The organism is Arthrobacter sp. G.S.26 (genome assembly GCF_050847375.1).
In the GTDB taxonomy this organism is placed as follows: domain Bacteria; phylum Actinomycetota; class Actinomycetes; order Actinomycetales; family Micrococcaceae; genus Arthrobacter.
Map to the genome: position 1 here is coordinate 3,815,154 of NZ_CP193752.1, position 22,315 is coordinate 3,837,468.

At 67.6% G+C, this 22,315-nt stretch carries 21 protein-coding genes; 13 read left to right on the forward strand and 8 right to left on the reverse strand.

Annotated features, from left to right (window positions below; translation table 11 throughout):
* The first annotated feature begins 35 nt into the window (after positions 1-35).
* Genes ACRB8A_RS17520 through ACRB8A_RS17540 form a run of 5 tightly spaced genes read left to right on the forward strand, consistent with a single transcriptional unit; the run spans position 36 to position 4,953 of the window.
* Positions 36-1,049 carry a hydroxyacid dehydrogenase gene (locus ACRB8A_RS17520; protein WP_432245227.1) on the forward strand — a complete coding sequence of 338 codons (1,014 nt, stop codon included), beginning with the start codon at positions 36-38 and terminating at the stop codon, positions 1,047-1,049.
* Positions 1,050-1,104: 55 nt separating this feature from the next.
* A complete protein-coding gene (locus ACRB8A_RS17525; protein WP_432245228.1) occupies positions 1,105-2,385 on the forward strand; it encodes an ABC transporter substrate-binding protein in 1,281 nt (426 codons plus the stop codon).
* Positions 2,386-2,393: 8 nt separating this feature from the next.
* Positions 2,394-3,317 carry a carbohydrate ABC transporter permease gene (locus ACRB8A_RS17530; protein WP_432245229.1) on the forward strand — a complete coding sequence of 308 codons (924 nt, stop codon included), beginning with the start codon at positions 2,394-2,396 and terminating at the stop codon, positions 3,315-3,317.
* A complete protein-coding gene (locus tag ACRB8A_RS17535; RefSeq protein WP_050686347.1) occupies positions 3,317-4,246 on the forward strand; it encodes a carbohydrate ABC transporter permease in 930 nt (309 codons plus the stop codon). The genes ACRB8A_RS17530 and ACRB8A_RS17535 overlap by 1 nt, the downstream gene beginning before the upstream one ends.
* On the forward strand, positions 4,243-4,953 hold the full coding sequence (locus ACRB8A_RS17540) for a hypothetical protein (protein ID WP_432245230.1): 711 nt from the start codon (positions 4,243-4,245) through the stop codon (positions 4,951-4,953). Before ACRB8A_RS17535 ends, ACRB8A_RS17540 begins: the two co-directional genes overlap by 4 nt.
* Before the next feature lie 72 nt (positions 4,954-5,025).
* Here the strand turns inward: ACRB8A_RS17540 and ACRB8A_RS17545 are convergent, their stop codons facing one another.
* Positions 5,026-5,388 carry a hypothetical protein gene (locus ACRB8A_RS17545; protein WP_327019580.1) on the reverse strand — a complete coding sequence of 121 codons (363 nt, stop codon included), beginning with the start codon at positions 5,386-5,388 and terminating at the stop codon, positions 5,026-5,028.
* Between the two features lie 71 nt (positions 5,389-5,459).
* Positions 5,460-7,436: a primary-amine oxidase gene (locus tag ACRB8A_RS17550; RefSeq protein ID WP_050686341.1), complete on the reverse strand. Its 1,977-nt coding sequence runs from the start codon at positions 7,434-7,436 to the stop codon at positions 5,460-5,462.
* A gap of 124 nt (positions 7,437-7,560) precedes the next feature.
* Here ACRB8A_RS17550 and ACRB8A_RS17555 point away from each other — a divergent pair, with 124 nt between their 5' ends.
* The 3 genes from ACRB8A_RS17555 to ACRB8A_RS17565 all read left to right on the forward strand — a co-directional run bounded on the left by ACRB8A_RS17555 (position 7,561) and on the right by ACRB8A_RS17565 (position 10,381).
* Positions 7,561-8,151, forward strand: a complete 591-nt coding sequence (locus ACRB8A_RS17555; RefSeq protein ID WP_285240542.1) for a TetR/AcrR family transcriptional regulator — start codon at positions 7,561-7,563, stop codon at positions 8,149-8,151.
* A gap of 37 nt (positions 8,152-8,188) precedes the next feature.
* A complete protein-coding gene (locus tag ACRB8A_RS17560) occupies positions 8,189-9,286 on the forward strand; it encodes an alanine racemase (RefSeq protein WP_285240543.1) in 1,098 nt (365 codons plus the stop codon).
* A 132-nt stretch (positions 9,287-9,418) separates the two neighbouring features.
* Complete coding sequence (locus ACRB8A_RS17565) at positions 9,419-10,381, forward strand: helix-turn-helix domain-containing protein (RefSeq protein WP_050686335.1); 963 nt, start codon at positions 9,419-9,421, stop codon at positions 10,379-10,381.
* Positions 10,382-10,454: 73 nt separating this feature from the next.
* Here the strand turns inward: ACRB8A_RS17565 and gdhA are convergent, their stop codons facing one another.
* Entirely contained in the window at positions 10,455-11,792 is a 1,338-nt protein-coding gene (gene gdhA, locus ACRB8A_RS17570) for an NADP-specific glutamate dehydrogenase (RefSeq protein ID WP_432245231.1), read from the reverse strand.
* 204 nt (positions 11,793-11,996) lie between these two features.
* Between gdhA and ACRB8A_RS17575 the strand changes: the two genes are divergently transcribed.
* The gene (locus ACRB8A_RS17575; protein ID WP_050686331.1) at positions 11,997-12,659 is read left to right on the forward strand and encodes an AmiS/UreI family transporter; all 663 of its coding nucleotides are present in this window, start codon (positions 11,997-11,999) and stop codon (positions 12,657-12,659) included.
* Here the strand turns inward: ACRB8A_RS17575 and ACRB8A_RS17580 are convergent.
* Complete coding sequence (locus tag ACRB8A_RS17580) at positions 12,656-14,122, reverse strand: APC family permease (RefSeq protein WP_432245232.1); 1,467 nt, start codon at positions 14,120-14,122, stop codon at positions 12,656-12,658. The genes ACRB8A_RS17575 and ACRB8A_RS17580 overlap by 4 nt on opposite strands.
* A gap of 221 nt (positions 14,123-14,343) precedes the next feature.
* On the opposite strand from ACRB8A_RS17580, the gene ACRB8A_RS17585 reads away from it, so the two are divergent.
* Both ACRB8A_RS17585 and ACRB8A_RS17590 read left to right on the forward strand, forming a co-directional pair.
* Positions 14,344-16,248 carry an alpha-amylase family glycosyl hydrolase gene (locus tag ACRB8A_RS17585; protein WP_432245233.1) on the forward strand — a complete coding sequence of 635 codons (1,905 nt, stop codon included), beginning with the start codon at positions 14,344-14,346 and terminating at the stop codon, positions 16,246-16,248.
* Positions 16,249-16,356: 108 nt separating this feature from the next.
* Positions 16,357-17,214: a prephenate dehydratase gene (locus ACRB8A_RS17590; RefSeq protein ID WP_050686327.1), complete on the forward strand. Its 858-nt coding sequence runs from the start codon at positions 16,357-16,359 to the stop codon at positions 17,212-17,214.
* 4 nt (positions 17,215-17,218) lie between these two features.
* On the opposite strand, the gene ACRB8A_RS17595 is transcribed toward ACRB8A_RS17590, so the two are convergent.
* Both ACRB8A_RS17595 and ACRB8A_RS17600 read right to left on the reverse strand, forming a co-directional pair.
* Entirely contained in the window at positions 17,219-17,896 is a 678-nt protein-coding gene (locus ACRB8A_RS17595; protein ID WP_050686420.1) for a zf-HC2 domain-containing protein, read from the reverse strand.
* A gap of 5 nt (positions 17,897-17,901) precedes the next feature.
* Entirely contained in the window at positions 17,902-18,399 is a 498-nt protein-coding gene (locus ACRB8A_RS17600) for a sigma-70 family RNA polymerase sigma factor (protein ID WP_432245234.1), read from the reverse strand.
* A gap of 153 nt (positions 18,400-18,552) precedes the next feature.
* Here ACRB8A_RS17600 and ACRB8A_RS17605 point away from each other — a divergent pair, with 153 nt between their 5' ends.
* The gene (locus ACRB8A_RS17605) at positions 18,553-19,107 is read left to right on the forward strand and encodes a COG4315 family predicted lipoprotein (RefSeq protein ID WP_432245235.1); all 555 of its coding nucleotides are present in this window, start codon (positions 18,553-18,555) and stop codon (positions 19,105-19,107) included.
* Between the two features lie 139 nt (positions 19,108-19,246).
* Positions 19,247-20,656: an aldehyde dehydrogenase family protein gene (locus ACRB8A_RS17610; protein ID WP_285240549.1), complete on the forward strand. Its 1,410-nt coding sequence runs from the start codon at positions 19,247-19,249 to the stop codon at positions 20,654-20,656.
* A 43-nt stretch (positions 20,657-20,699) separates the two neighbouring features.
* Here ACRB8A_RS17610 and ACRB8A_RS17615 read toward each other — a convergent pair whose 3' ends face one another.
* Together ACRB8A_RS17615 and ACRB8A_RS17620 are read right to left on the reverse strand one after the other, a co-directional pair.
* Positions 20,700-21,125 (reverse strand): heat shock protein transcriptional repressor HspR, encoded by a 426-nt coding sequence (locus tag ACRB8A_RS17615; protein WP_050686319.1) that lies wholly within the window; start codon positions 21,123-21,125, stop codon positions 20,700-20,702.
* A gap of 11 nt (positions 21,126-21,136) precedes the next feature.
* Positions 21,137-22,111, reverse strand: a complete 975-nt coding sequence (locus ACRB8A_RS17620; protein WP_197273582.1) for a DnaJ C-terminal domain-containing protein — start codon at positions 22,109-22,111, stop codon at positions 21,137-21,139.
* Positions 22,112-22,315 lie beyond the last annotated feature (204 nt).

Here is a 22,315-nt window from a genome sequence, read left to right on the forward strand (position 1 = left end):
TGGAGCAGTTCCCAAGAACGGAAAAGGAGGCCCGAATGCCGGCTAAACCCAAGGCAATGCTGGTGATGAACAGCGAAACCTACTCCGATCAGTTCGACGCCGCCCGGCTGGAGCGCCTGGCCTCAATGGTGGACCTTGGCAGCACGCCCTGGACCGCTTCCCTGACGGATCCGGACCTCGCGGACCGGTTGGCAGAGGTGGAAATCCTGCTCACCAGCTGGGGGGTTCCCGCCTTGGACAAGGAAACCCTTGACCGCCTGCCCAGGCTCAAGGCGGTGTTCCACTGCGCCGGGACTGTCCGCAGCTTCGTCAGCCAGGAACTCTGGGACCGCGGCATCCTGGTGACCAACGGCGCCGATGCCAACGCCATCCCCGTGGCGGAGTTCACTTTCGCCTCGATCGTGCTGGCGGGAAAGAAGGCCCACGTCCTGGCCAACGATGCCCGGACCTTCAGGACGGACTGGAGCTACACCACCCGCCGGGGCGAGCTGGGGAATATCGGCCGTACCATCGGCGTGATCGGCTTTTCCCGGATCGGCCGCCGTGTGGTCCAACTGGTCCAGCAGCTGCAGGATGTGACCTGCCTGGTCAGCGATCCGCACGCCGATCCTGCAGCCGTGGCAGCCGCCGGTGGGACGCTGGTAACCCTGCCGGAGCTGCTGGCCGCCTCCGACGTGGTCAGCGTCCACGCCCCGGCCCTGCCGGAGACCCGGCACATGCTGGGCGGCCTGGAACTGCGCGCCATGAAGGACCACGCCACCCTGATCAACACCGCCCGCGGCTCCCTGGTGGACACCGCGGCGCTGGAGGCGGAGTGCGCCACCGGCCGGATCAACGCCCTGCTCGACGTGACCGAGCCGGAACCGCTGCCTGCGGACTCGGTCCTCTATTCACTGCCCAACGTGGTGATCACCCCGCACATCGCCGGCTCGCTCGGCACCGAAACCCGGCGGATGTCCGATGCCGCCCTCAACGACCTGGAACGCTACCTCACCGGCCGCCAGCTGCTGGCCCAGGTGGTTTCCGAAGATCTCTCCCTCAGCGCCTGACCCGGCATCACCGCCGCATCCGCGGCACCACCAAAATCCCCTTAAGGAGAACGCAATGAAGCGCACCACTCTCGCCGCACTGGCCCTGGCAGTCACCGCCGGGCTGGGCCTGACCGGCTGCGCCGGCGCAGCCGGCCCCGCCGAAGAACAGGGACAGGAAGGCAAAACCCGCCTGACCGTGTCCGTGTGGAACTACGAAGGAACCCCCGAGTTCAAGGCCCTGTTCGACAGCTACGAGGCAGCGAACCCGGCCATCGACATTGAGCCCGTGGACATCCTGGCCGACGACTACCCGCAGAAGGTCACCACCATGCTGGCCGGCGGCGACACCACCGACGTCCTGACCATGAAAAACGTGATCGACTACGCCCGCTACGCCAACAACGGCCAGTTGCAGGAAATCAACGGCGTGGTGGACACCGTGGGCAAGGATTCGCTTGCAGGACTGGATGCCTTCAACATCGACGGCAAGTACTTCGCCGCCCCCTACCGCCAGGACTTCTGGCTGCTCTACTACAACAAGGAACTCCTCAAGGCCGCCGGCGTGGACAACCCGGCCAACCTGACCTGGGACGAATACTCGGCGCTGGCCAAGAAGCTCACCACCACCGCCGACGGCAAAACCACCTACGGCACGTACCACCACATCTGGCGTTCGGTGGTCCAGGCCATCGCCGCGGCGCAGAACGACGGCGACCAGAACGGCGGCGACTACGGCTTCTTCGAGGACCAGTACAACACCGCCCTGGACCTGCAGAAGAGCGGCGCCACCCTGGACTTCGGTACGGCCAAGAGCCAGAAGACCAGCTACCGGACCATGTTCGAGACCGGCCAGGCAGCCATGATGCCCATGGGCACCTGGTACATCGCCGGCTTCCTGCAGGCCAAGAAGGACGGCAAAACCAACGTGGACTGGGGCCTGGCGCCGCTGCCGCAGAAGTCCGACGACGGCAAGGTCACCACGTTCGGTTCGCCCACCGCGTTCGCCGTGAACAAAAACGCCCAGCACTCCGACGAAGCAAAGAAGTTCATCGAATGGGCCGCCGGGGAAGAGGGCGCGAAGGTCATTTCGAAGATCGGCGTGGTCCCCGCCCTGCAGAACGACGCCGTCACCGACGCCTACTTCCAGCTCGAGGGCCTGCCCTCCGATGAGCTGTCCAAGAAGGCCTTCACCCCGGACAAGACCGCCCTGGAAATGCCCGTCAGCGACAAATCCGGCGCCGTGGACAAGATCCTGAACCAGGAGCACGACCTCATCATGGTGGGCGAGCGCCCGGTGGCGGATGGCATCGCCGAAATGGGCAAGCGCGTCACAGGCGAAGTCCTCGGCAAGTAGCTTCTGCCATGACCACCGAAACACTGACACCCGCACCGGTGCCCGTCAGCCGGGGCAACCGCAAACAGGCGCGGCGCAACACGCTGATCGGCTGGACCTTCATCCTGCCGAACTTCCTGGGCTTCCTGGCCTTCACCCTTATCCCCGTCATCGCGGCGTTCGCGCTCTCCTTCATGGAATGGACCTCGTTCACGGCACCGCGCTGGGTGGGCCTGGAAAACTTCCAGCGGATGCTCCAGAGCGACACGTTCTGGGTGGCCCTGCGCAACACCGTGGTCTACGCGCTGGGCCACGTGCCCCTCACCATGGCCCTGGCCCTGGGCCTGGCCATGCTGCTTAACCGCAAGCTCAAGGGGATCGGCTTTTTCCGGGTGGCCATCTTCTTCCCCTACATCACCTCCCTGGTGGCGGTGGCAGTGGTCTGGAACATGTTGTTCAGCCCGGACAACGGACCCATCAACCAGTTCCTGAATGCGATCGGCATCGCCGAGGCTCCGGGCTGGACCTCCAGCTCCGACTGGGCCATGCCGGCAGTGATCATCACCAGCGTGTGGCGGGACATGGGCTATTACATGATCCTGTACCTGGCCGGCCTGCAGGCCATCCCCACGGAACTGTATGAGGCAGCCGAGGTGGACGGCGCCAGCGGCTGGCAGCGGTTCTGGAACGTCACCATCCCGTCCCTGCGGCCCACCACGTTTTTTGTGGTGGTCATGCTGACGGTGTCCAGCTTCAAGGTCTTCGACCTGATTGTGGTGATGACCAACGGCGGACCCGGGCGCGCCACCACCGTGCTGTCCCAGCTCATCTACCAGGAGGGCATCGGCGAAGGGAAGTTCGGCTATTCATCGGCCATCTCCCTGATGCTGTTCCTGATCGTGCTGTCCATCACCGTCCTGCAGTTCAAGCTTCAACAGCGGAGGGAACGCTGATGACCAACATGGCCGAAGACCTCAAGGCAGAGGCACCCTTCCTCAGCGGCGCCCCGGCACCTGCTCCGGAAGACCGGCGTCGTACGCAACGGGAATCACCGCGCGAACGGAAGAAGCGCACCACCGACGTGGTGATCTACGGCGTGCTGGCCGTGCTGGTGGTGGCGCTGATGGTGCCCTTTTTCTGGATGCTGTCCTCGTCGCTGAAGGAAAACAACCAGGTCCTCACCGTCCCCATCCAATGGATTCCCAGCGATTTTGTGTGGAGCAACTACACGGACATCTGGACCCGGATCCCCATGCTGGGCTACCTGCAGAACTCGCTCTACCTGGCAGTGATCATCACGTGCCTGCAGGTGCTGACCGGTTCGCTGGCCGCCTACGGCTTCTCCAAGGTCCGCTTCCCCGGCCGGGACGTGCTGTTCCTGGCGTATATCGGCACCATCGCCGTGCCGTGGCAGGCCTACATGGTGCCGCAGTACATCATGATGCAGAACCTGGGGCTGACCAACAGCTTCAACGCCCTGATCCTGCTGCAGGCGTTCGGCGCGTTCGGGGTGTTCCTGATGCGGCAGTACTACATGACCATCCCGGATGAACTCTGCGAGGCCGCCCGCATCGATGGCCTGAGCGAGTACGGCATCTGGGCGCGCGTGATCCTGCCGCTGTCCAAGCCGGCCCTGGCCAGCCTGGCGCTGCTGACGTTTGTGAACACGTGGAACGACTACATGGGACCGTTCATCTACCTCACGTCCAACCGGCTCTGGACGGTCCAGCTGGGCCTGCGTTCCTTCGTGGGCCAGTTCGACGCCGAATACGCCATGATCATGACCGGGTCCGTCATCTCGGTGATCCCCATCCTGGTGATCTTCCTGATCGGCCAGCGGTACTTCATCCAGGGCATCGCCACGAGCGGCATGAAGGGATGACCGCCGTGGGAGGAGCCGGGCGGCGCGGGCTGCTGGGCCGCGTGCCCAGTCCGGGCTTCGAGGCGTTTGGCAGCATCTTCGGCTTCATCTACACCTTCCTGGCCGGGAATATGCTGCTGGCACTGGCCAACGCGCCGCTGGTGCTCTGCCTGGCCCTGGTGGCCGATCCGCTGGCGGCGTGGCCGTTTTTCCTGGCGCTCTCGGTGACGGTCCCGCCGTCGCTGGCCGGCCTGTTCGCGGCCTTCCAGGCACTGAACGGCGACGGCGGCGCGGTCAAGCCGGTCGCCGCCTTCCTGCGCGGCTACGCAGCCGCGTTCCGGCGGACGGCCCCGCTGGGCCTGGCCGCCGTGGCGGCGCTCCTGTTCCTCGGCGTGGACCTGGTGATTGTCCAGTCCATGCCCGCCGCCGCGGTGCTGGCTCCGCTGATCGTTGTGGCCGCCGCCGTCACCGTGGGCGTCACCGTGACGGCAGCGGCGGGCACCGTCCTGCTGCCCGGGGCCGGGTTGAAAGCCCTGCTCACGGCCTCGCTCTACCTCTGCCTGCAGCGCTGGTACCTGAGCCTGGCCATGCTGGTCCTGCTGGGGATCATCGCCTCCGCCGTGCTGCTGCAGCCGGTGCTGGGCATTGCCTTGGCCCCCGCACCGCTGCTGTTTGTGGTCTGGAGCAACGGCGCTTACGCGTTCCACCAGGTGCTGCGGACGCCCTGACCCGGTTGCCTGACCCGGCGCAGTTCCCCGCGAGATGGCACTTCGCGGCAGTCCCGGCGGCAAACATTGCCGTCAAATGCCATCTCGCGAGGGGAATCCTGCCGCGGCGCGCAGTCTTGCCACCAGTGTTGCCGCGAGCAGTGCCGTGCCCAGTTCCAGCCCGATCACCAGCAGCAGCGGCCCGGCACCGACTGCAGGGGAAGCGGACGACGCCGGGCCCCCGCCGTGGGCGTGGCCGGCACCTCCCGCGCCCAGCAGCAGGACGCTGTGCACGGCCACCATCAGCACCGCCGCCCCGGCAATCTGCCGGAGCGGCCGCACGGCACCGTGCCGCCAGATATGGACGGCGCAGGGGACACAGATAGCGGCCAGCAGCACCATCAGCACGCCCAGCCAGGCTCCGTGGTTCCCTGCGGCCGCGAGCCACAGGTGCACCGCGCAGGACACCGCAGTCAGCCCGGCGCACAGCCTGCGGTGCAGGACCGGGCCCGCTGCGGCCGGCGGCTTCAGTGGCAGGAGGTGGATGGCGCACCGCCGGCCTCGGCGTGGCAGGCGGCGCTTGTGCCGGCGGGGACGTCCAGCACCGGGCTGCGGTCAAAGAAGCCTTCGGGCCGGAGCTTGAAGCCTACGGTGTCCACCGGCATGATGGGCCAGTCCTCCACCCGTGGGAAGTGGGTGAGGCCAAAGGTGTGCCACACCACCAGGTCCTGGCCGTCGAGGTCCCGGTCCTGCGCCACGTAGGCCGGCAGGCCGGCCCCACCGGGGTGCTGGTTCACAAAGTCGCCCGTGGGATACCGCTCGTCCTCGGCGTAGCGGGTGACCCAGAGGTCCTTGGTGGCGAAGGCTGCCCGCCTGGCGATGGATGAGTCCGGGTCCGCCAGCAAAGTGGGCTGGTTCTGGGAATGGAGCTTGTAGCCCACCGGCTCACCCAGCCGGTTGCGGGACTCCGGGTTGGAAATGATCCAGGTCCGGCCGGCCTTGGCGTCGGCCTCGCGGACGCCATCGGATTCGCGGGCCAGGACCGTGCGCTTGCGGGTGAAGGCGTTGCCGCGCTCATTGCCTTCGCCCATGGCCTGCCGGACTACGTCCTCTTCCACCACCCGGTTGGTGAAGCCGTCCACGGCCATGTCCAGCCGGGCGCTGAAGAGGTGCTGGTGGAAGGGTGCGCCCAGGCCCGGGGCGAGCTGGGAGATGTTGTCCGACCCGCCCTCGGGAAAGGCGCTGGTGAACACCACGCCGGTGGCCTTGGCCTCGAATTCGATGGTGCCGTCCAGGTACAGGTACCAGTAGAACCCGTAATCGTAGTTGCCCACGGTGGTGAAGAAGGAGATCACCAGCCGGCGGTTGCGGCGGGTGTAGTTGATCCCGCTCCACAGGTCGCTGTGTTTGGCCAGGATCCCCCAGTCCTCCTCGTGCATGCAGATGCCGTTCCGGATTTCGCGCGGATTGCCCACAGCATCGCTGATTACGGGGCTGAGGTAGGTGATCTCGCCCAGGCAGTCGCAGCCGAGTTCGAGTGAGTTGGCGTACTGGCCCACCAGGTATTCGCCGGTGTCGAAGTAGTTCTGCCAGGACCGCACCGGGGAGGGATCGCCGTACGGAACCACCATCTCGGCAATCGAGGCGCGGTTGATGATGGGCCGAAGCCGGTTCCCGTCCTGGAACGCGAGGTTGTGCAGGACCACCCCCTCGCGGACGTCGAACCCGACGTCCACGCTCCACTTTTCCCACTCCACATGGTTTCCGTTGGTCACCGTGAAGCTGGGGCCTTCGGGCTGGGTGATGCTGATCGGTTTCTGCGTGGTGCGCAACGGGCCGGTCAGTTCCGGATCCGTGTAGTTTCCGTGCTCAGCCGGAACGGGCATGGCCCCCAGGTCGAGTACCCGGGTGACCTCCTTGCTGACCACGTCCACGTAGGCCACCAGGCCGTCCACAGGGTGCGCCCAGGCGCTGTCGCCGGGGAAATCCTGCACAAAGGCCAGACCGCGCAGGATCCGGCGGCCTTTTTCCTCCGGGTAGTCGAAGACACCGGCGGACAGCGGGGCCACGCGGACCCTGGCCACGTCCAAACCGCGGTCGGCGAGCGCCTTGAGCCAGCGTTCGTCGCCGGCCAGCAGGTCTTCCACCAGCCCGAATTCCTCTTCCAGGACCGGCAGTTCACCGGTCAGCGAGGTATCCAGCACCACGGCGGACACCACCAGCCCGTGCGTCACCGAGACCACAACATCGGTGGGCGCCCCGCCGGAAATGTCGTGGACAAGGGCCCGGAACCGCCTGTCCGCAGGCTGCCCGCCTGCTGTTGGGCCGGCGTCGTCCGCGCCCTGGGCACCCCTGCGGCCGGCGGGTTCCACAAGGCCAAGGTAGGCAATCCGGTGGTGGGGCTCCAGGTGGCCCGATGCCCGGAGGATGGCTGCTGCGGCAAGGATCTCGGCTTCGTTGGCCAGGCCGAACGCGGCTGCTGTGGCGGATGGCGCAGGTGTCATGGGAACTGCCTTTGGTCAGGACCCTGGGGGTCTCCGGGCTTTATTTTCTATAGTTGTAGAGAATAAACCTCCGTACCATGGCTCACAAGAGTCGAAGCCAAACTATTTCCTGGGAGCAGCCGCGGTGCCGAAGATAGTTGACCATCACGAACGGCGCCTGGAACTGGTCGATGCCACCTGGCGGATCATCGCCCGCAACGGGCTTGAAGGTGCCACCCTCCGGGAAATCGCCCTGGAGGCCGGCTTCGCCAACGGGGCGCTGAAGCCGTACTTCCCCACCAAGGACACCCTGCTGGAATTCGCCTTCAGCCATGTGTTCAACCGGACCAACCAGCGGATCGCCGGGGTCCTGGGCACCATGACCGGACTGGCCGCACTGCGCGCTTTCTGCCTGGAGGTCCTGCCGCTGGACGAGGAACGGATCAACGAGGCCCGGATCGTCATCCCGTTCTGGCAAAAGGCCGTCAACGACCCGCAAAAGGCCCGGATCCACCAGCAGTCCATGGCAGAGTGGGCCACCACCATCCAGCGGCTCCTGGCCGAGGCCCGGGCCGCGGGCGACATCCGGGCGGCCGTGGACGACGCACTCCTGGCGGGCCAGCTCCTGGACATGCTGCTGGGCGCGCAGATTGCCGCCGCCCTCTCCCCCGCCGGGTCCCCCATCGCCGGCCAGGCCGAGCAGCTGGAGGGCTACCTGGCCCTCCTGGCCGTCTGACCCCACCCGTTTTCCGTTTCCACGAAGGAGCTCCCCCATGGCCATCCCCCACAGCATCGACACCCCGGACATCCTGGTGGACGTGGACATCCTGGACCGGAACATCGCCCGGATGGCCGCCTCGGTGCGCTCCAGGGGCCTGGCCCTTCGGCCGCACGCCAAGACGCACAAGATCCCGGAGATCGCAGCCCGCCAGATCGCTGCCGGGGCGGCCGGACTGACGGTGGCCACCGTGGGCGAGGCGGAAGTCTTTGCAGCAGGCGGCGTGGACAACCTCTTCATCGCCTACCCGCTGTGGGCATCAGCGGGTAAGGCGGAACGGCTCCGGCTCCTGGCGGAGAAGGCAACCGTGACCGTCGGCGTTGATTCGGCGGCCGGCGCCACCCGGCTGGGCACCGCACTGGGCGCAGCAGCGGGAACCGTGAGCGTCCTGGTCGAAATCGACAGCGGCCACCACCGCAGCGGCACACTCCCGCAGGAGGCGGCGGCGGTGGCGCAGGCCGCAGCCGCTGCCGGGCTGCAGGTGGCGGGGGTCTTCACCTTTCCCGGCCACAGCTACGCGCCCGGCATGCCTGCGGCAGCCGCCGCCCAGGAGCAGTCCGCGCTGGCCGCGGCCGCGGCAACCCTCGCTGCCGCCGGCTTCGACGCCGCCACCCTCAGCGGCGGCTCCACGCCCACGGCGCTGCTCACCGACGGCTCGGTCGCCACGGAAGTGCGGCCCGGCGTCTACGTCTTCGGCGACGCCCAGCAACTGGAACTGGACCGGTGCGCCCTTACGGACATCGCGCTGACCGTCGCCGCCACGGTGGTCAGCCACCACAGGACCGAACCGGGCAGCCCCGTGCGCTTTATCATCGACGCCGGCAGCAAGATCCTGGGCAGCGACAGGCCCGCGTGGGCCAGCGGTTTCGGCCGGCTGATGGACCACCTGGATGCCCGGATCATCGCCCTCTCCGAGCACCACGCCACCGTGGAGTGGCATGGCCCCGACCCGCTGCCTGCCCTCGGCGACCGGCTGCGGATCATTCCCAACCACGTCTGCCTGGCCATCAACCTGGTGGACGATGTTGCGGTGGTCAGGGGCGGCAACCTGGTGGACCGCTGGAAGGTCGCGGCCAGGGGCCGGAACAAATAGCGGGGCGGATTCCCGGGAATTCTTTTTTCGCCAGCTGTTGAAAAAAGGATCCTGCGGACGTAATCTGGGCTGACTGTGTCCCAGGACACAGGCAGGGGGATTTGCCAGGACCCGTCCCACGTCAGGATTTCCATGCCCGTAAGAGCTCCGGCCACGCCCGCCACACAGCACGTCACCACCAGCGTCGCCGGTTCCTTCGACCACTGGCGGCACCTGGTGGCCGAGTCGTTTGTACCGCTGGCCGCGCACAGCGAAGCGCCGGAAGCCTTCCAGGGGCAGCTCCGGGCCCGGGTGCTGGACCGGATGTCCATCGTGGAGGTCAGCGCCGCCGCGCACACGGTCCAACGCACCCCAGCCCTGATCGCCCGGTCCACGGGGCGCTACTTCAAGCTCAACCTGCAGCTGGAAGGCAGCGGACTGCTGATCCAGGACAACCGCGAGGCCGTCCTGCGGCCCGGTGACCTGGCCATCTACGACACCAGCCGGCCCTACACGCTCACGTTCGAGGAACGGGCCCGGCTGATGGTGGTGATGTTCCCCTGTGATGCGCTGGCGCTGCCCAGCGACTGCGTGGGCCAGCTGGCGGCCGTGCGGATGGCGGGCAACGCCGGCCTGGGTGCCCTGGTGGGCCAGTTCATCCGGCAGCTATCGGAGAACCTCGACGTCCTCAACGGTCCCAGCGGCTCACGGCTGGCAGCCAACGCCCTGGACCTGGTGTCCACCCTCCTCCACGCGGAGATGGACATCACCCCGGACCGGCTGACCCCTCAGGCCCTCCTGGCGGTTTCAGCCCGCGAATACATCGAAGCCAACCTGTGGGATCCGCAGCTTTCGCCGGCCGCCGTCGCTGCGGCGCATTTCATTTCCACCCGCCACCTGCACAACGTCTTCCACGAGAGCGGCACCACGGTGGCAAGCTGGATCAGGGGCAGGCGGCTGGCCGGCGCCGGGCGGGACCTGCGGGATCCGGTCCACGCCGGGAAAACGGTGGGCGCCGTTGCCGCGCGGTGGGGTTTCCTCGACGCGGCCCATTTCAGCAGGACCTTCCGCGACGCCTTCGGCGCATCGCCCAGCGACTGGCGCCGCGGCGCCTGACCCGCGCTGCGACCCGCGCCGTTACCCAGCGGCCCTGCCCAGCGCCCCTGCCTAGCGCCCCTAGCCAGCGCCCCTAGATCAGGCCCTGGGCCAGCATGGCGTCGGCCACCTTCACAAAACCGCCGATATTGGCGCCGAGGACATAGTTGCCGGGGTCGCCGTACTCGTCGGCCGTGGCGGCGCAGCTGTGGTGGATACCCACCATGATCTCCGTGAGCCGCGCTTCGGTGTGCTCAAACGACCATGAATCCCGGCTGGCGTTCTGCTGCATTTCCAGCGCCGAGGTGGCTACCCCGCCGGCGTTGGCGGCCTTGCCCGGACCGAACAACACGCCGGCATCCTGGAAAACGGCCACGGCGTCACGGGTGGAGGGCATGTTGGCGCCCTCTCCCACGGCCAGCAGACCGTTGCGCACCAGCTTGGCGGCAGCATCGCCGTCGAGCTCGTTCTGGGTGGCGCAGGGCAGCGCCACCGTGGCGTCCACGTCCCACACGGAGCCGCCCTCAACATAGGAAACTCCGCCGCGCCGGACCGAATACTCCTTGAGCCGGGCGCGGTCCACTTCCTTGACCTGCCGGAGCAGGGCCACGTCGATGCCCGCAGGGTCCACGATGTAGCCCGACGAATCGGAGCAGGCCACCACGGTGGCGCCGAGGGATTGGGCCTTGGCCACGGCGTTGATGGCCACGTTGCCCGAACCGGAAACCACCACACGCTGCCCGTCGAACGAGGTGCCGCGGGTTTTGAGCATCTCCTGGGTGAAGATGACGGTGCCGAAGCCGGTGGCTTCGGGGCGGACCAGCGAGCCGCCCCACGAGATGCCCTTTCCGGTCAGGACGCCGGACTCGTAGCGGTTGGTGATGCGCTTGTACTGGCCGAACAGGTAGCCGATTTCGCGGCCGCCCACCCCGATGTCGCCGGCCGGGACGTCGGTGTATTCGCCGATGTGCCGGTAGAGCTCGGTCATGAACGACTGGCAGAAACGCATGACTTCCGCGTCGCTGCGGCCCCGGGGGTCGAAGTCCGAGCCGCCCTTGCCGCCGCCGATGGGCATGCCGGTGAGCGCGTTTTTGAAGATCTGCTCGAAGCCCAGGAACTTCACGATGCCCAGGTACACAGACGGGTGGAACCGCAGGCCGCCCTTGTAGGGGCCCAGCGCGGAGTTGAACTCCACCCGGAAGCCGCGGTTGATCCGGACCCGGCCGGCGTCGTCCGTCCACGGCACCCGGAAGATGATCTGCCGCTCGGGTTCGCAGAGCCGTTCCAGGATGGCGGCTTCGAGGAATTCCGGATGCCTGTCATGGACCGGGCCCAGGCTTTCAAAAACCTCGGTCACCGCCTGGTGGAATTCCGCTTCCCCGGGGTTCCTGGCCAGGACGGTGTCCCGAATGGCCTCCAGCCGTGCATCCATGCAGTATTTCCTTACGTCGAAGCCAATCAGGGGGCTGCCGCCGGCAGTGCAGTGGCTGCGGCGGGTCCTCCATCCAAGCTAACGGATTGCGACCGGGCAGCAGTAGGCACCGATCGAGCCGTCCGCTAATGTCCGTATTGTGACACTTAGATTCCACAAAACGAAAAAAGTATGCACCGTTCGGGGTCTTGGGGCGGGTGCCTGATGGCCTATCTCTGCCTGCTCCTCTCCGGGGCCGCGCTGCTCGCCAACGGCCTCGCAACCCTGGGGCGCATCCCCCGCCGCGACGCAGGTGTCCTCAGCCTGGCCATCGGGTCGCTGCAACTGGTGCTCGCCGTGGGATACCTGGCGGCGGCCGCTGCCGGACCGGCCGGTGCGGCGTTGCCGGCGGAGACCCTGATGACCGCGGTGGGGATGGTCCTTTTTGGCCTGACCTATGTCCATGTGGGCATCGATACCCTGCTGGGTTTGGGCTCGCAGGGCCTGGGCTGGTTCTGCGGCATGGTGGGCTTTGTGGGCCTGCTGCTGGCCGGCAGCTGGTTCGCGTCGAACCCGTTCCTCGCGGTGCTCTGGCTGTGCTGGTCGCTGTTGTGGGGGCTGCTGTTCGGGTCCATGGCCCTGGGCTGGCGCCGCGTGGACCGGTTCACCGGCTGGGCCCTGGTCCTGGCCAGTCAGGCCACGGCGACAGTGCCCGGGTTCCTGGGCCTTGCCGGGCTGTGGCCGCAGCAGGGTGAGGTGGCTGCGGCGGCAGCGGCCGGGCTGGCGGCACTCCTGCTGGCCGCGTTCCTGCTGGCCCGCCGCGGCACGGTTCCGCCGCGCGCCGCCGGGAGGGTGGCCGCCGGCGCCCTGCCGGACGGCGCCCGCTAAGCCCGTCCGGGCGCTGCCCCACGGCGGCGTTCAATCGCCAGTTCCACCAGGGTTCCGGCAGCAAACACGGCAGGGACAGTGGCCAGCAGGACTGCTGCGGTCCCTGCGCTGCCGCCGATCAGGGCGGTGAAATTGCCTACCACCTGCGCGAGCACCCAGATCAGCAGGACGGCGCCCAGCACCGGTGCGATCCTGGTCTGCCACAGCGGGCCGGTCTCGCGCTGCCGGTGGAAATACCGGACGACGGCGGCTGAACAGAGGATGTACAGCACCAGCAGTGCCGCGACGGCCAGTCCGCTGAACCAGGAGAACAGGCTCAGCACAGGATCCAGCCCCAGGAGCGCGAAGGGGGCGACCAGCGCCACCGCCAGCGCGGTCTGCAGCCAGGCGGCAACAGCGGGCGCGTGGTGCCGGTTGGTGCGGGCCACGGCAGCGGGCATGGACCCGCGCAGTGCCAGTGAGTGGAGGTACCGGTTGATGCCGTTATGGAATGCGACGATGCCGGCCAGCAGGGAGGTCACCAGCAGGATGCCGGTGGCCACCCCGGCCCACGGGCCAAACAGGTCCACCATGGGCCCCAGCACAAAACTGGTGGAGTCCCCGGATTCCAGGGCGGCCCCGGCTGCTGCCATGACCTGGGACGGCCCGTAGTAGCTGACCAGCATCCAGGAGGTGAAGGCGAAGAAGATGGCGATGACGCCTACGGAAAGGTAGGTTGCGCGGGCCACGGTCCGCTGCGGATCCTTTGCCTCAGCGGAGTAGATGGCGGTGGACTCGAAACCGAACATGGACGCGACGGCGAACATGATGGCCACCCCGGGGGCCCCGGCGGCAATGGCAGCCGGGGAAAAGGACGCCGCCAGGTTCAAGCCTTCCGGGCCGCCACCCTGGAACAGGACGGTGAAACCGAACAACAGCAGCACTGCCACCTCAAGTCCCACCAAAACCGCCAGCACGCGGGCGCCGAGTTCGATGTTCAGCGAACCCAGCACCTGCACGCCTGCCATGGTGGCCAGCGCCAGCAGCCACCACGGCACATCAATACCCACGGACGCCAGGAGCCCGGAGAAGGCAGCCCCGTACAGCCCGTACATGGCGGCCTGGATGGTGTTGTAGGCCAGCAGTGCGAGCCACGCCGTCCCCGCGCCGGTCCGCGGGCCAAACGCCGCCGTGACGTAGGCATAAAACGCGCCATTGGCCCGGATCTTCCGGCTCATGGCCACAAAACCTATGGCGAAAACAGCGATGACGGCGCCCACCACCAGGTATGCACCCGGTGCACCCGCGCCGTTGCCCAGCGCCGCAGCAAGTGGCGAGGCCCCCACGATCCCGGTTAAGGGCGCCTGGGCGGACAGCACAAAAAAGAGGATGCCGAGGACCCCAACGCTGCCGGAGCGCAGGGCAGTGGAATGCTCTTTGGCACGTGTGTCCACGGTTCGTGGTTCGGAATTCGAAATGCTCATGGGATCCCTCTTTAACAGTCAAATTTGCGCCGGGGCCAGCTGTGGAATCCAGCTTGGCACCGGTGTCCGCGGGCGGTTTGTCCGGCAGCGACCGGAACTTGTTTGTCAGCGCAGCGCGCCGTTGGCGCTTCTTCCGTTCCGGCGCGGGCAACGGTGGCATACTGCCGTAACCAGGTGCCGCCGGATCAAGCCCGGCGCGGGGTCCGAAGGAGCACTCGTCCATGCAGGAATCCGTCAGGGTGGATGCCGCGGCACACCAGCATGTCCTGGAAGCCATCAGCCTGGCCCAGGGCCCCGCCCGGGCTGTTGACCCGGCGTTCGCCGCCCGCCTCGAAGATCACCTTCCCGCCCTCTGCGGCCTGTTCCATTCCCTGTACGGCCAGCGCCCCGACTGGCTGGAGCAGCTCACCGCGCTGGTGCTCCAGTGCGTCGCGTCCTGGCAGGAGCGCCCGGCAGAGCTGAAGGCCGTGGATGCCGAACGCGGCGCCGACCCCGGCTGGTTCCAGGCCAACACCATGCTGGGCGGCGTCTGCTACGTGGACCGGTACGCCGGCACCCTGGAGGGAGTACGGGCCCGGATCCCCTATTTCAAGGAGCTTGGCCTCACCTACCTGCACCTGATGCCGTTGTTCCTGGCGCCGGAGCCGCACTCGGACGGCGGCTACGCGGTCTCCAGCTACCGGAAGGTGAACCCCAAGCTGGGCACCATGGAGCAGCTGCGGTCCCTCGCGGCCGAGCTGCGCGCCAACGGGATCAGCCTGGTGGTGGACTTCATCTTCAACCACACCTCCGACGAACACGAGTGGGCCCGCAAGGCCGCTGCCGGGGACCGGGAGTTCAGCGACTACTACTGGCTCTACCCGGACCGCACCATGCCGGATGCGTTCGAGGAGCACGTCCGCGAAATCTTCCCGGAAAACCATCCCGGCTCGTTCATCCGTACCGAAAACGGCCGCTGGGTATGGGCCACGTTCCACACGTACCAGTGGGACCTGAACTACTCCAACCCTGACGTTTTCCGGGCCATGGCCGGCGAAATGCTGTTCCTGGCCAACCAGGGCGTGGACATCCTGCGGATGGATGCCGTGGCCTTCATCTGGAAGGAACTGGGCACCCCCTGCGAGAACCTGCCGCAGGCCCACACCCTGCTGCAGGCCTTCAACGCGGTCTGCCGGCTGGCCGCGCCGTCGCTTCTGTTCAAATCCGAGGCGATTGTCCACCCCGATGAAGTGGCGCTGTACATCAGTCCCGGCGAGTGCCAGATTTCGTACAACCCGCTGCAGATGGCGCTGATCTGGGAATCGCTGGCCACCCGGGATACGTCACTGCTGGGGCAGGCCCTGAAGCGCCGGCACAACATCCCCGACGGAACTTCGTGGGTGAACTACGTCCGCAGCCATGACGACATCGGTTGGACGTTTGCCGACGAGGACGCCGCCGAGCTGGGCATCAACGGCTTCGACCACCGCCGGTTCCTGAACTCGTTCTACGTCAACAGGTTTCCGGGCAGCTTTGCCCGCGGTGTTCCGTTCCAGGACAACCCCCGCACCGGGGACTGCCGGATCTCAGGGACGACGGCGTCGCTCTGCGGCATGGAGGACAACCCCTCGGAGGCAGTGGAACGGATCCTGCTGGCCCATTCGGTGGCCTTCAGCACCGGCGGCATCCCCCTGCTGTACCTGGGCGATGAAGTGGGCCAGGTGAACGATTACCAGTATTACCTTGAGAAAGGCCACGACGCCGACAGCCGGTGGGTGCACCGGCCGCGCTATCCTGCGGAAAACTATGCGCACAAGGCCGAGGCCCGCACCCCGGAAGGGGCCGTGTTTGCCGGCATCCGGCGGATGGCCGCGGTCCGGGCCGCCACCCCGGAACTGGCGGGCACCCGGCTGATCGACTTCGCCGCCAACCACCGGAGTGTCCTGGCGTACCAGCGCCCGGGCGAAGACAGCCGGATCCTGGCGCTGGCCAACTTCAGTGACTCCCCCGTGATCCTGCAGGCGGCGACCTTCGCGGGTTTCGCGCCTGCCGCCGTCGACCTTCTCTCGGAAACCGAGCAGGACCTGGCAGACGGGCTGGCGCTGCTCCCCCGCCAATTTGTCTGGCTGCGCGTCACGCCCCTTTGACACCTCCCCACCCAACTGACTCGCACTTGTTGTCGTTTTGGGCCCTCAAAACGACAACAAGTGCGAGTCAGTTGGGGAGGCGGGCGCAGGCGTGAAACCATACGGAACATGGCCCAGAAGATTGCGTACCAGGGTGAGCCCGGCGCCAACTCAAATATCGCGTGTCAACAGATGTTCCCCGAGCTGGAAAGCATCCCGTGCGCCAGTTTCGAGGACGCCTTCGAGCTGGTCTCCAGCGGGGAGGCGGACTTGGCGATGATCCCCATCGAAAATTCGATCGCCGGCCGGGTGGCGGACATCCATATCCTGCTGCCGCAGTCCAACCTGCAGATCGTGGGCGAGTTTTTCCTGCCCATCCATTTCGACCTGCTGGGCATCCCCGGCAGCACCATCGAGGGTGCCACCGAGGTCCACAGCCACATCCACGCGCTGGGCCAATGCCGCCGCCTCATCCGCGAGGCCGGCCTCCGCCCCGTCATCGCCGGGGACACCGCCGGTTCGGCCCGGGAAGTCAGCGAGTGGAACGATCCCCGCAAGCTCTCGCTCGCCCCGCCGCTGGCCGCACAGATCTATGGCCTGGAAGTCCTGGCCTCCCGCGTGGAGGACGACCCCTCCAACACCACCCGCTTTGTGGTCCTGGCCCGCGAAACCGGACTGCCGGCACGGGACGAGGTTCCCGGCCTGGCCGTGACCAGCTTTGTGTTCCGCGTCCGCAACGTCCCGTCCGCCCTGTACAAGGCGCTGGGCGGGTTCGCCACCAACGGGGTGAACATGACCCGGCTGGAGAGCTACATGGTGGGCGACGAGTTCGCGGCCACCATGTTTATGGCCGACGTCGAAGCGCACCCCGAGGACCTCCCGCTGAAACTGGCGTTGGAGGAACTGGAGTTCTTCACCACCGAGGTGCGGATCCTCGGCGTCTACGCGGCAGCGGATTTCCGGGCGGACGCACCGGCGCCGGTGTAAAGGCCTACCCGCCCGGCACCGCGATGACGGCAACAGTCTGCTGTTGCCCGTCACGCATCTCCACGCCGGCGATGCTGGCGAGCTGGACCGGGGTGGCGCCGGTGATCCGCACCCGGCCGCTCGGGGTTGCGGTCCACGCGCAGGCCCGGTCCTCGCCGCCGGTGCGGTCCTTGACCCAGAGCGAGAATGTGCCGTCCACCGGCAGGCTCTGTCCGTCCACCGCAAGTTCCGTGCCCCAGGTTTTCCGCACCAGGCCCACGGTGAGCCGGACCCCGTCGCCCGCCTGGACGGAGTAGGTGGCGTCTGGTTTGGCGGGCGGGCTGAGCAGCGGCCCGGCCAGGATCCCGGCAGCCAGGCAGGCGGCGGCAGCCGCGGCCACCGCGGCTGTCCACCGGACGCGGACCGTACGGCGGCGGGCGGCCAGCTGATCCAGCAGGCGTTTGGGAACCGGCGGCGCACCGCTCTCCGCCGCTACAGCTGCCTGTTGCGGGCTTGCTGCCACGCCGGGAAGCACAACGGCGTCCCCCACCGGCACCGCGTCCAGCAGCGCCGGCAGGCTGGAAAGTTCGTCCAGCTCCTCCCGGCACGTGGCGCAGGACCCCAGGTGCTGTTCGAACAACGTCACGTCCGACGGGTCGAGGCCGCCCAGCAGGTAGGCGCCAAGAAGCTGGTGCGGTTCCATGGCGGTCACCGCTGGACCCCCATTTCGTCGAGGATGGTCCGCAGCGCCCGGACGGCGTAGAAAGCCCGGGACTTCACGGTTCCGCAGGGGATATTCAACTTTTCCGAAGCCTCCTTCACGGTGTATCGGCGGTAGTGGAGGGCCACCAGCACATCGCGGTGTTCGGCGCTCAGCCGCAGCAGCGCCTCCTCCATCAGGACCCGGGTGAGGAGCTCATCCACCCGCTCGGCTGGATCCACCGGATCCACGGGGTCTCCGGTGGCCTCGGCCGGCCGGCGCTGGGACCTGCGGTAGTTGTCGATCATGATGTTGCGGGCCGTCCGGAACAGGTAGCTGCGCAGGCCGCCGGTGATCTCCGGGGCCTGCCGCCAGACGCGCAGCACCGTCTCCTGGACCACGTCGTCCGCGATATACGGGTCCCGGCAGGCGCTCAGGACAAAGCGCCGCAGGGCAGCGCCGTGGTCACGGTAAATCGCCGCCACCACTTCCTCATCCAGCGACATGCCATGCCTCCCGCGTCGAACCCGCCTGCCTCTAAAGACGTCCGCAACCACACAAAGGTTCAGTTCCGGTTCCCTGAACCATTCTTGCCCGCACGGCGTCTAAGAGGGTAGCGCCGGCCTCCGCGTTGGCTGGCTCGAGGCAAGGAGCAAAAGATGCACAAGAACCTCAGCTTTGGCCTGTCGGCTTTGGCGGCCGCCGCACTGCTGTCCGGCTGCGCAGTCAGCGGGGGAAGCAGTACGACTCCGGCGCCCACCCCGTCCACGGCGGCGTCGGTTCCGGCATCCGCCCCGGCGTCCGGCCCGGCGACGACTGCGGCCGCCACCTCCGGTGCAGCCGCTTCGGCGAAGCTGATGACGGCGGACTCCGCGCTCGGGCCGATTGTGGTGGACGGCAACGGCATGAGTATCTACTACTTCACCAAGGACACCAAGGACTCCGGCACCAGCGCCTGCACCGATGCCTGCCTGGCAGCGTGGCCACCGGTCACCACCACCGAAGAGACACCGGCCATGGACGGCGTAACGGGAACGCCGGGCACCATCACCACGCCGGACGGCAAAAAGCAGGTCACCATCAACGGCATGCCCGTCTACTACTTCGCCAAGGACAAGGCCGCGGGGGACATCCTGGGCCAGGGCGTCAACAGCGTCTGGTATCTCGTGGCCCCCTCCGGCGACATGGTCACGTCCGCAGCGGGCAAGTACTGACGGCGGCGCGCCAGGCTGTGCCCTCCATGTCAAGGGTCCTGCGTGAAAAGACAAAGGATCCTGCCGGGCAGCAACGACACTGGAAGCAAGCTGCCAGGCCACCCGGCCGGCGCCCTTCCTACTCGAGGTGGAGTACCCCGTGGAAACCTATGATGCGCTGCTTGCTTCCATCGCCCCCGGCCGCGGGCCCACCCGCACCATCCATGACCCGGCCACGGGGGCTGCCGTGGGAGAGGCGCCCGAGCACACCGTTGAACAGCTGGACGCCGCAGTGGCCGCAGCCCGCGCAGCGCAGCCGGCCTGGGCTGCCCTGGGCCACGACGCCCGGTCCGCGGCGCTCCTGAAAGCAGCCGACGCCGTCGAACGTTCCGCAGGTGAACTGGCCCGGCTGCTGTCCCGCGAACAAGGGAAACCGCTCAACGGACCCAATGCCAGGTTCGAGGTGGGCGCCTGCGCCGCGTGGCTGCGGACAGCGGCCGGAACCCCCCTGCCTGCCGAGACCCTGCTGGACGACGGCGAAACCCGCGCCGAGCTGCAGTACAGGCCCATCGGGGTGGTGGGCGCCATCGGCCCCTGGAACTGGCCCATGATGATCACCGTGTGGCAGATCGCCCCCGCCCTGCGGATGGGCAACGCCGTGGTGGTCAAGCCCTCCGAATACACACCCCTGAGTGTCCTGGCGCTGGTGAAAGTCATCAACGAGGAACTGCCCGAGGGCCTGGTCACCGTAGTCAGCGGCGGCCGCGAGGTGGGGGCGCGGCTGGCCGGACACCCCGATATCGGCAAGATCATGTTCACCGGCTCCACCGCCACCGGAAAAGCCATCATCCGGTCCTCGGCGGACACCGTCAAACGCCTCACGCTGGAACTGGGCGGCAACGACGCCGGCATTGTGCTGCCGGACGCAGACCCCAAGGCCATCGCCCAGGACCTGTTCTGGGGTGCCTTCATCAACACCGGCCAGACCTGCGCCGCACTGAAGCGGCTGTACGTCCACGAGGACATTTACGACGCCGTCTGCGAGGAACTCACCGCCGTAGCCAAAGCCATGCCGATGGGCAACGGGCTGGATGAGGCGAACGTGCTGGGACCGCTGCAGAACAAGGCACAGTACACCATCGTCGCCGGCCTGGTGGAGGATGCCCGGGCCTCAGGGGCGCGGATCCTGCTGGGCGGCGACCCGGCAGCGGACCAGCCCGGCTATTTCTACCCCACCACGCTGGTGGCGGACATCGACAACAACAACCCGCTGGTGGCGGAGGAACAGTTCGGCCCCGCACTGCCGATCATCAAATACAGCACCGTGGACGAGGCAGTGGCCAAGGCAAACGCCCTGGACGTGGGCCTCGGCGCCTCCGTATGGTCCCGGGACCTGCAGGCGGCCCGGGCCGTCGCCGCCCGGATCCAGGCCGGCACGGTGTGGATCAACAGGCACGGCGCCGTGGACCCGCGCATCCCGTTCGGCGGCGCGAAGCAGTCCGGTTACGGGCTGGAGTTCGGGGTGGAGGGCCTCAAAGCCCTCGGCGTGCCGCAGGTCATCAACGGCTGAGCCGGCGTCCGCGGGCCCCTGCGTGCCGCGGGCCGGCTACGGGCTACTGGCCGATGGCCCGCGGCCGCCACAGCACCATGGCCTGGGTCCGCGGCCTGGGCCGCTGCCCGCGGGCCAGGCTGACCACGTCACCGGCGGCGCCCGCGGCGAAGATGCGCGAGTCGAAGGACTGCGGCCGGCGGGCCAGCTCCCCTGCCAGTTCGGTCACCCGGTGCTGCAGTGCCGCTACCTGGTTCTCCAGCTCCAGGATACGTTTGATGCCCTCCAGGGAGACGCCCTCCTGGGAGAGCCGCTGCACCTCCCGCAGCATGTTAATGTCCCGCTGCGAATAGCGCCGGGACTTGCCGGGGGCGCGGCTGGGCGAAACGATGCCCATCCGGTCGTACTGGCGCAGCGTTTGGGGGTGCATGTCCGCCAGTTCGGCCGCCACGGAGATCACAAAGATGGGCTGGTCAGCGCTGATGTCCATGGCACACGCTCCTAGAGCCGGGCCTTCGCGGCCAGGCCTTCCCGGACGTCAGCACCGGCGGTGGCTTCGGCAAACGCCTTGACGGCGGCCTCGGCTTCCTTGCTCAGGTTTTTGGGAACGGCGACGTCGATGGTCACCAGCAGGTCGCCGGCAGCCTTCGCCGTTGCCACACCTTTGCCCTTGACCCGCAGGGTACGGCCAGACGGCGTTCCCGCCGGCACGCGGACGCGCACCTTTTCGCCGTCAACAGTGGGTACTTCGATGTCGGCGCCCAGCGCGGCTTCGGGGAAGGTGACGGGGACGTGGATACGGAGGTTGTCGCCGTCGCGGGTGTAGAAGTCGTGCGGCTTCACGGACACGGCCACCATAAGGTCGCCGTTGCCTGCGGCACCGGGCTGGCCCTTGCCGCGGACGCGGATCTTTTGGCCGTCCTTGATGCCGGCGGGGACCCGCACGTCGATGACCTCGCCGTTCGGCTCCCGCAGGCCGATGGTGGTCCCCCGGATGGCGCCGGAGAAGGAAATGCTGGTGGTTGCGGTCCGGTCCGCGCCCTTGGCAGGCGGGCGCTGGAAACCTGCGCCGCCGCCGAAGCCGCCACCAAAAAGGTCAGCGAACTCGGGCGGAATGCCGCCGGATGACGGGTTGAACCCGCCCGCATGCCGGCCGGTGTTGCCGGTGAACAGGCCACCGAACATGTCTTCGAACCCGCCGTTGCCGCCGCCGGTCCCGCCGGGGGCGAAGCGTGCGCCGCCGCCCATGGCCCGGATGGCGTCATACTGCTGGCGCTCATCCGGATCCGACAGCACCGAGTAGGCCTCGGAGATGTCCTTGAACTTCTTCTCCGAAGCAGCGTCCCCCGAGTTCGTATCCGGGTGGTGCTGGCGGGCAAGTTTCCGGTACGCCTTCTTGATGTCGGCGTCGGAAGCGTCCTTGGCGATACCAAGGATCGCGTAAAAGTCCTTGTCCACCCAGTCCTGGCTAGCCAATGGCGTTTCCTTTCTCGTACTTCTCAGTTGTACCGACGCTCTACGCGGTCACCTCACCTTAGGCGAGATTGCCGCTTAGGCGCCGGACGGATGAGGGGCCCGGGAGTGGCATCGGGCCTGCCGGAGCGTGGAGGCAAAGTCCGTGAGGACTTTGCCTCCACGCTCGGGGCGGGGCCCCTCATCCGTCCGGCGCCGAGGTGAGGA